Below are 8,586 nucleotides of genomic sequence, written 5' to 3' on the forward strand. Positions count from 1 at the left end.
TGATGGAAGCGGGCGAGGACGTCGGTCTGGCCACGGTTTACCGTGTTCTGACCCAGTTCGAAGCAGCTGGCCTCGTGGTCCGTCACAATTTCGACGGCGGCCACGCGGTATTCGAATTGGCCGACGGTGGCCACCACGACCATATGGTCAACGTGGACTCAGGCGAAGTCATCGAATTCTTCGACGAGGAAATCGAAAAACTTCAGAAAGCGATCGTCGAGAAGCATGGCTTCGAGATGGTTGATCACAACCTGGTGCTGTACGTCCGCAAGAAAAAGTAAGCATGTCGCGCGAATTTCAGGTTCGCGAAACGAGCGAAGGCGACCCAAGGGTCGCCTTCGTGCTTTCTGCCGTTCTTAAACTTTCGCGGTAACCACCATTTTTTTCGCGTGGGCCAGGGACTCCTTGGTCAAATCGATGCCGCCGAGCATCCGCGCTACTTCTTCTATACGGTCGTTCTTGCTCAATTTGGAGACGGCTGTGTGCGTTGCCTCTTCTCCACGCACCTTATGCACAAACAGATGCTGGTGACCCTGTGCCGCTACTTGTGGCAGGTGCGTAACCGTCAGAACCTGTCCGCGCTCGCCGAGGCGACGCAACAGTTGACCGACAATCTCCGCTGTCGGGCCACCAATGCCCACATCGACTTCGTCGAACACCAGTGTCGGGACACGGGATGTCTGCGCAGTGATGACCTGGATCGCCAGGCTGATTCGTGACAGCTCACCGCCGGATGCGACTTTCGCCAGCGCCTTCAGCGGTTGGCCGGGGTTGGCACTGACCAGTAATTCGACCTGCTCCAGGCCGTTGGGTAGCAACTCGTCGCTGCTGTTGGCCTTCAGTTCGATGGTGAATCGGCCTCCAGGCATGCCCAGTCGCTGAATCTCCTGCTCCACCGCACTGGCGAGGCTCCCGGCAGCCTGATGACGCAAGTCGCTCAGCTCCCGGGCCTTTTCCTGATAGTGGCGTGCATAGGAGGCCAGTTCTTCGCCCAGGCGCTCGATGGATTCGTCATTGGCGTTGAGGGTTTCGATCTCATCCAGCAACTTCTGCTGCATTTCGCCGACTTCGTTGGGTTGAATGCGGTGCTTGCGCGCCAAGGTATAGATAGCGTCGAGACGTTCTTCCAGATATTGCAGGCGGGCCGGGTCGGCATCGAAGTTGTCGAGGAAGCGATTGAGCTCACCGACAGCTTCTTCGACCTGAATCTGTGCGCTGGTCAGCAGGCTGCTGGCTTCGCCCAGGGCGCCAACGGAGTTGTTCACACTCGACAGGCGATTGAGGCTGGCGGTCAATGCGTTCAGCACATTGCCGGAATCACTTTCGCTGCACTGTTCGACCACCTGTCGGCAGATGCCAAGCAAGGTTTCGGCATTGGTCAGATTCTTGTGTTCCTGCTCCAGTTGTTCGAGCTCGTTATCCCCAAGACCCAGATTTTCAAGCTCTTCGAGCTGGTAGCTGAGCAGTTGATGGCGGGCGCGTTGTTCATCACCGGAGTTGGAGAGGCGCTCCAGTTCCTGGCGAGTCTGGCGCCAGCGCTGTGCGGCGAGCTGAACCTGACGGGCCAGATCGGTGGCGCCGGCATATTCGTCGAGCAGGCGACGATGGGTGTCGGTTTTCAGTAGGGATTGGTGTTCGTGCTGGCTATGGATATCTATCAGCAATTCGCCGAGGGCCTTGAGATCGCCAAGCGGGCAGGGCGTGCCGTTGATGTAGCCACGCGAACGGCCCTCCGAGGTGATCACCCGGCGCAGGATGCAGGGGCCGTCGATGTCCAGATCGCGTTCGGCCAGCCAGGCGCTGGCTTCGGGAATGTCACTCAGGTCGAAGGTCGCCAGAATATCGGCCTTGTCGGCGCCCGGGCGGACTACGCCACTGTCGGCGCGATCACCGAGGGTCAGGCCCAGTGCGTCGAGCATGATCGACTTGCCGGCGCCGGTTTCCCCTGTGATCACGCTCATCCCGCGATCAAGTTCGAGATCGAGATGTTCAACGATGGCGTAGTTGTGTACGGACAGGTGCACCAGCATAAAGGCCGCTCCCAGGGTTTAGGTCTGGTTATTTATACAGTGTTTTGTTTCGAGCTGACAATGCCCTCGCTTAGCTCGATTTGCTTGAACAGAAAATCTTCTTAGTGCATCGAGGCATGAGAAAGCGGCACTTTTTTGTAGGGTTAATGCTTGAAAGCCCTTGAAGCCTGATTTTGCGGCCCCATATATCGGGGCAGAAGCGCGAGTCGAACTCGCGGACGATATTGAAAGGAGAATTCTATGGCTGACGAACAGACAGTAGATAAGCAAAACCCAGAAGCCAATCAGGCGCCCGAGGGTTCGGGTGACGACCTGGCGACCCGTGTACAAGTGCTCGAAGAGCAATTGGCCGCCGCGCAGGATCAGTCTCTGCGTGTCGCTGCCGATCTGCAGAACGTCCGTCGTCGTGCCGAGCAGGACGTCGAAAAGGCACACAAGTTTGCTCTGGAAAAATTCGCCGGCGACCTGTTGCCGATCGTCGACAGCCTGGAGCGCGGCCTCGAGCTGTCGAATCCGGACGACGAAAGCATCCGTCCGATGCGTGAAGGCATCGAGCTGACCCTGAAAATGTTCCACGACACCCTCAAGCGTTATCAGCTTGAAGCGATCGATCCGCATGGCGAACCGTTCAACGCCGTTCAGCATCAGGCAATGGCCATGCAGGAAAGCGCCGACGTGGAACCGAACAGCGTTTTGAAGGTGTTCCAGAAGGGCTACCAGCTCAACGGTCGCCTGTTGCGTCCGGCCATGGTTGTAGTCAGCAAGGCGCCGGCGCCAATTTCGCCTTCGATTGACGAGAAGGCTTGAAATTAGCCGCAAGGCCCCCATTTAGAAGTCAAGCGTTTAAGTGCTACCGCAGTCAGCCACCACTGCTGCGGCATCCAAATCCAAAGTTTCGGGAGAGTGAACATGGGCAAAATTATCGGTATCGACCTGGGGACTACCAACTCCTGCGTCTCCGTGCTGGAAAACGGCAAGGCCAAAGTTATTGAAAACGCTGAAGGCGCGCGTACTACGCCGTCGATCATCGCTTACGCCAACGATGGCGAAATTCTGGTAGGTCAGTCGGCCAAGCGTCAGGCAGTGACCAACCCGCACAACACTCTGTACGCAGTAAAGCGTCTGATCGGTCGTCGTTTCGACGAAGAAGTTGTGCAGAAAGACATCCAGATGGTCCCTTACAAGATCGTCAAGGCTGACAACAACGACGCCTGGGTTGAAGTGAACGGCCAAAAAATGGCGCCGCCACAAATCTCGGCTGAAATTCTGAAGAAAATGAAGAAGACCGCCGAAGACTACCTCGGCGAGCCAGTGACCGAAGCGGTGATCACCGTTCCGGCCTATTTTAACGACAGCCAGCGTCAGGCGACCAAAGACGCCGGCCGCATCGCCGGTCTGGACGTAAAACGTATCATCAACGAACCTACCGCAGCTGCTCTGGCTTACGGTATGGACAAGGCCAAGGGCGATCACACCGTGATCGTTTATGACCTGGGTGGCGGTACCTTCGACGTTTCCGTGATCGAGATCGCTGAAGTTGATGGCGAGCACCAGTTCGAAGTTCTGGCCACCAACGGTGACACGTTCCTCGGCGGTGAAGACTTCGACATTCGTCTGATCGACTACCTCGTTGACGAATTCAAGAAAGAAAGCGGCATGAACCTCAAAGGTGATCCGCTGGCCATGCAGCGCCTGAAAGAAGCCGCTGAGAAAGCCAAGATCGAGCTGTCGTCCGCTCAGTCGACCGACGTTAACCTGCCGTACATCACTGCAGATGCGACCGGTCCTAAGCACCTGAACGTGAAGATTTCGCGTGCCAAGCTCGAAGCACTGGTTGAAGACCTGGTTCAGCGCACCATCGAACCTTGCCGCATCGCCATGAAAGACGCAGGTCTGGACGTTGGCGCGATCAACGACGTGATTCTGGTCGGTGGTCAGACTCGTATGCCGTTGGTACAGAAGCTGGTTACTGATTTCTTCGGTAAAGAAGCTCGTAAAGACGTTAACCCGGACGAAGCGGTTGCCATGGGTGCCGCGATTCAGGGCGCTGTTCTGGCTGGTGACGTGAAAGACGTTCTGTTGCTCGACGTCAGCCCGCTGACCCTGGGTATCGAAACCATGGGTGGCGTGATGACTGCGCTGATCGAGAAAAACACCACGATTCCTACCAAGAAATCGCAAGTGTTCTCGACTGCTGACGACAATCAGGGCGCCGTGACCATTCACGTCCTGCAGGGTGAGCGTAAGCAAGCCGCACAGAACAAGTCCCTGGGCAAGTTCGACCTGGCCGACATTCCACCTGCGCCACGTGGCGTGCCGCAGATCGAAGTGACCTTCGACATCGACGCCAACGGCATCCTGCACGTTGGTGCGAAAGACAAGGCTACCGGCAAGACTCAGTCGATCGTGATCAAGGCCAACTCCGGTCTGTCCGACGAAGAAATCGAGCGCATGGTGCGTGACGCCGAAGCCAACGCTGAGGAAGACCGCAAGTTCGAAGAGCTGGCCGCTGCCCGTAACCAGGGCGATGCACTGGTTCACTCGACTCGCAAGATGATTGCTGACGCGGGCGACAAAGTCACCGCCGAAGAGAAGACTGCGATCGAAGCGGCTGTGGTTGCTCTGGAAGCTGCCGTTAAAGGCGACGACAAGGCTGCCATCGAAGCGAAGGTTGAAGAGCTGTCGAAAGTCTCCGCTCCGGTTGCTCAGAAGATGTACGCCGAACAGGCTCAGCCAGCTGATGGCGCAGCCCCGCAAGGCGAATCGGCTGAGAAGGCTGACGACGTTGTCGATGCAGAGTTCGAAGAAGTAAAAGACCACAAGTAAGTTGTTGGTCGGCCGGTTGACTGCCTTCAGGCAGTGACTGGTAGGATGTCGCCGCGCGGGAGCTAGCTCCCGCGTTGGCGTATCTGGAATACGCGAATTTTTACAGCATGCGACAGCGTTCGCGTGTTGGTGGTATGGCCGGGAATGCTCCTGCTTTTCGCGCCGCAAGTACCGCATGAAACAAAGACCAGGATCGTTGAATTGACGTGAGTTGGGTCCGGGCCTGTATTGGGGCTCAACGAGTTTGGCCATCCTCAGGAGGGGTTTGCCGAACGTCCTCAAGAGTGCAGAAAACATATGGCAAAGCGTGACTACTACGAAGTTTTGGGAGTTGAGCGTGGCTCAAGCGATGCGGACCTGAAGAAGGCCTATCGTCGTCTGGCGATGAAGCATCACCCCGACCGTAATCCCGATGACAAAGCATCGGAAGAGCTGTTCAAAGAGGCCAACGAGGCCTATGAAGTATTGTCCGATTCGAGCAAGCGAGCAGCGTACGACCAGTACGGTCATGCCGGCGTCGACCCGAGCATGGGTGGCGGCGGTGCCGGTTTCGGCGGTCAGAACTTCTCTGACATCTTTGGTGATGTCTTCAGTGATTTCTTTGGCGGCGGTCGCGGCGGTTCCCGTGGCGGCGCTCAGCGTGGCAGCGATTTGCGCTACACCCTGGAACTGAATCTGGAAGAAGCGGTGCGCGGTACGACCGTGAATATCCGTGTGCCGACGCTGGTCAATTGCAAGCCGTGTGATGGTTCGGGCGCCAAGAAAGGTTCTTCGCCGTCGACCTGCCCGACTTGCGGTGGCATCGGTCAGGTGCGCATGCAGCAAGGCTTCTTCTCGGTGCAGCAAACCTGCCCGCGCTGCCATGGCCAAGGCAAGATCATTTCCGATCCGTGCGACTCCTGTCACGGTGATGGTCGCATCGAAGAGTACAAAACCCTTTCGGTCAAAGTGCCGGCTGGCGTTGATACCGGCGACCGCATTCGTCTGTCTGGCGAAGGCGAGGCGGGTACGCAAGGTGGCCCGACTGGCGACCTGTACGTGGTTATCAATGTCCGCGAGCACGACATCTTCCAGCGTGACGGCAAGCATCTGTTCTGCGAAGTGCCGATCAGCTTTGTCGATGCAGCATTGGGCGGCGAGCTGGAAATTCCGACCCTCGACGGTCGCGTCAAACTGAAAATCCCTGAAGGCACCCAGACCGGCAAGCAGTTCCGCGTCCGTGGTAAAGGCGTTGCGCCAGTGCGTGGCGGTGGTGCGGGGGATTTGATGTGCCGTGTGGCGGTCGAGACCCCGGTCAACCTGAATCGTCGTCAGCGCGAATTGCTTGAAGAATTCCGCAGCTCGCTGGCGGATGACAACAGTCATTCGCCGAAAACCACCGGTTGGTTCGACGGTGTGAAGCGCTTCTTCGGCGATCTGTAAGGAGTCGGCATGCGACGTATAGCTGTGATGGGCGCCGCCGGGCGCATGGGCAAGATTCTGGTCGAGGCCGTGCAGCAGCGCGCGCCGCTGACCGGCCTGACGGCTGCAATTGTGCGCCCGGGCAGTACGCTGATCGGGGTGGATGCTGGTGAGCTGGCTTCGCTGGGGCGTATCGGTGTGCCGTTGTCCGGTCATGTCGAGTCGGTGGCGGAGGAGTTCGACGTGTTGATCGACTTCACCCTGCCGGAAGTCATGCTGAAAAACCTGGCGTTCTGTCGCAAGGCCGGTAAGGCCATGGTGATCGGCACCACCGGGCTGGATTCCGCGCAGAAGAAGTTGTTGGCCGAGGCTGGCAAGGACATTCCAATCGTGTTCGCCGCCAATTTCAGTGTCGGTGTAAATCTGTCGCTGAAACTGCTCGAGATGACTGCGCGAGTGCTGGGTGATGATGCTGACATCGAGATCATCGAGGCTCATCACCGACACAAGATTGATGCTCCTTCAGGCACGGCCTTGCGCATGGGTGAAGTGATCGCCGATGCGCTGGATCGTGATTTGCAGAAGGTTGCGGTCTACGGGCGCGAAGGTCACACCGGTGCGCGCGAGCGTGAAACCATTGGTTTTGCCACCGTTCGCGGCGGTGATGTGGTCGGTGATCACACGGTGTTGTTCGCCTGCGAAGGCGAGCGTCTGGAGATCACTCATAAAGCATCGAGTCGCATGACGTTTGCCAAGGGTGCGGTACGTGCTGCACTGTGGCTGGATGGTCGCGAACCGGGTCTTTATGACATGCAGGACGTGCTCGACCTCCATTGAGTCATGGTTTCATCCAGCGCAAACGCCCTGTTTGTGCTGGATTTTCACCACCGAGCGACGCCCTGTCGCATTCTCCGGCCTTTTAGGCTCTTTAACGGTGGACCAAAAAAGCCTTTTTCTGTAAGCTACAGCTTTAGTGTGTCCACTAAAAGCGCGCAGAATAATTCAGTGAAGAAGCGGGGTGACGTGTCCATACGTCACTCCGCTTTTTTACAACCTGCGATCGCCCTTTCATGCGTTATTTACGGGAGGTCTTCTTGACTAAGCCAGCCATACTTGCCCTTGCTGATGGCAGCATTTTTCGAGGCTAAGCCATTGGAGCCGACGGTCAAACCGTTGGTGAGGTGGTGTTCAACACCGCAATGACCGGCTATCAGGAAATCCTTACCGATCCTTCCTACGCCCAACAGATCGTTACCCTGACTTACCCGCACATCGGCAACACCGGCACCAACCCGGGCGATGCCGAGTCTGACCGCGTCTGGTCCGCTGGCCTGGTTATTCGTGACCTGCCGCTGGTAGCGAGCAACTGGCGTAACACGATGTCCCTGTCCGACTACCTGAAAGCCAACAACGTTGTGGCTATCGCCGGTATCGACACCCGTCGCCTGACCCGCATCCTGCGTGAGAAAGGTGCACAGAACGGCTGCATCATGGCCGGCGACAACATCTCCGAAGAAGCTGCCATTGCAGCTGCGCAAGGCTTCCCGGGCCTGAAGGGCATGGATCTGGCGAAAGTCGTCAGCACCAAGACTCAATACGAATGGCGCTCGACTGTCTGGGACCTGAAAACCGACAGCCACGCGACCATCGACGCCTCCGAGCTGCCATACCACGTCGTCGCCTTCGACTACGGTGTCAAGGTCAACATCCTGCGCATGCTGGTCGAGCGCGGCTGCCGCGTTACCGTTGTGCCGGCGCAAACGCCTGCCGCTGACGTACTCGCACTGAAGCCGGACGGTGTGTTCCTGTCCAATGGTCCTGGTGATCCGGAGCCATGCGACTACGCGATCCAGGCGATCAAGGAAGTTCTGGAAACCGAAATCCCGGTATTCGGCATCTGCCTCGGTCACCAACTGTTGGCTCTGGCCTCTGGCGCCAAGACCCTGAAAATGGGCCACGGCCACCACGGTGCCAACCACCCGGTACAGGATCTGGACACTGGCGTTGTGATGATCACCAGCCAGAACCACGGTTTTGCGGTCGACGAAGCAACCCTGCCAGCCAACGTGCGTGCGATCCACAAGTCGCTGTTCGACGGCACCCTGCAAGGCATCGAACGCACCGACAAGAGCGCGTTCAGCTTCCAGGGCCACCCTGAAGCGAGCCCGGGCCCGAACGATGTGGCGCCACTGTTCGACCGCTTCATCAACGAGATGGCCAAGCGACGCTAAGCGTTCGCCTTGAGACTGTAGAGAGAAGCCCTTGAGGGCGGCCCCGAATCCGGCGGCCCCCTCGGGACTTCAGAAATCGATCAAGACGGCTTGCCGAC

General features: G+C 57.9%; 7 protein-coding genes. 6 read left to right on the forward strand and 1 reads right to left on the reverse strand.

Going from position 1 to position 8,586, the window contains the following annotated elements:
* Window positions 1-281: transcriptional repressor (locus ACIONG_RS29165; protein WP_401304380.1), on the forward strand; the 281-nt coding region annotated here is incomplete at its 5' end.
* Between the two features lie 75 nt (window positions 282-356).
* On the opposite strand, the gene recN is transcribed toward ACIONG_RS29165, so the two are convergent.
* The gene (recN, locus tag ACIONG_RS29170; protein WP_315446814.1) at window positions 357-2,030 is read right to left on the reverse strand and encodes a DNA repair protein RecN; all 1,674 of its coding nucleotides are present in this window, start codon (window positions 2,028-2,030) and stop codon (window positions 357-359) included.
* 240 nt (window positions 2,031-2,270) lie between these two features.
* Between recN and grpE the strand changes: the two genes are divergently transcribed.
* The 5 genes from grpE (at window position 2,271) to carA (ending at window position 8,488) form a co-directional block, all read left to right on the forward strand.
* Window positions 2,271-2,837, forward strand: a complete 567-nt coding sequence (gene grpE, locus ACIONG_RS29175) for a nucleotide exchange factor GrpE (RefSeq protein WP_103303213.1) — start codon at window positions 2,271-2,273, stop codon at window positions 2,835-2,837.
* A gap of 102 nt (window positions 2,838-2,939) precedes the next feature.
* Window positions 2,940-4,856: a molecular chaperone DnaK gene (dnaK, locus tag ACIONG_RS29180; protein WP_103303212.1), complete on the forward strand. Its 1,917-nt coding sequence runs from the start codon at window positions 2,940-2,942 to the stop codon at window positions 4,854-4,856.
* 297 nt (window positions 4,857-5,153) lie between these two features.
* A complete protein-coding gene (gene dnaJ, locus ACIONG_RS29185) occupies window positions 5,154-6,278 on the forward strand; it encodes a molecular chaperone DnaJ (RefSeq protein WP_095191067.1) in 1,125 nt (374 codons plus the stop codon).
* A 9-nt stretch (window positions 6,279-6,287) separates the two neighbouring features.
* Complete coding sequence (gene dapB, locus ACIONG_RS29190; RefSeq protein ID WP_213027519.1) at window positions 6,288-7,094, forward strand: 4-hydroxy-tetrahydrodipicolinate reductase; 807 nt, start codon at window positions 6,288-6,290, stop codon at window positions 7,092-7,094.
* 314 nt (window positions 7,095-7,408) lie between these two features.
* Window positions 7,409-8,488 carry a glutamine-hydrolyzing carbamoyl-phosphate synthase small subunit gene (gene carA / locus ACIONG_RS29195; protein WP_401304385.1) on the forward strand — a complete coding sequence of 360 codons (1,080 nt, stop codon included), beginning with the start codon at window positions 7,409-7,411 and terminating at the stop codon, window positions 8,486-8,488.
* The last annotated feature ends 98 nt before the right edge of the window (window positions 8,489-8,586 follow it).

It is taken from the genome of Pseudomonas sp. NPDC087817, from assembly GCF_044742875.1.
Lineage (GTDB): Bacteria > Pseudomonadota > Gammaproteobacteria > Pseudomonadales > Pseudomonadaceae > Aquipseudomonas.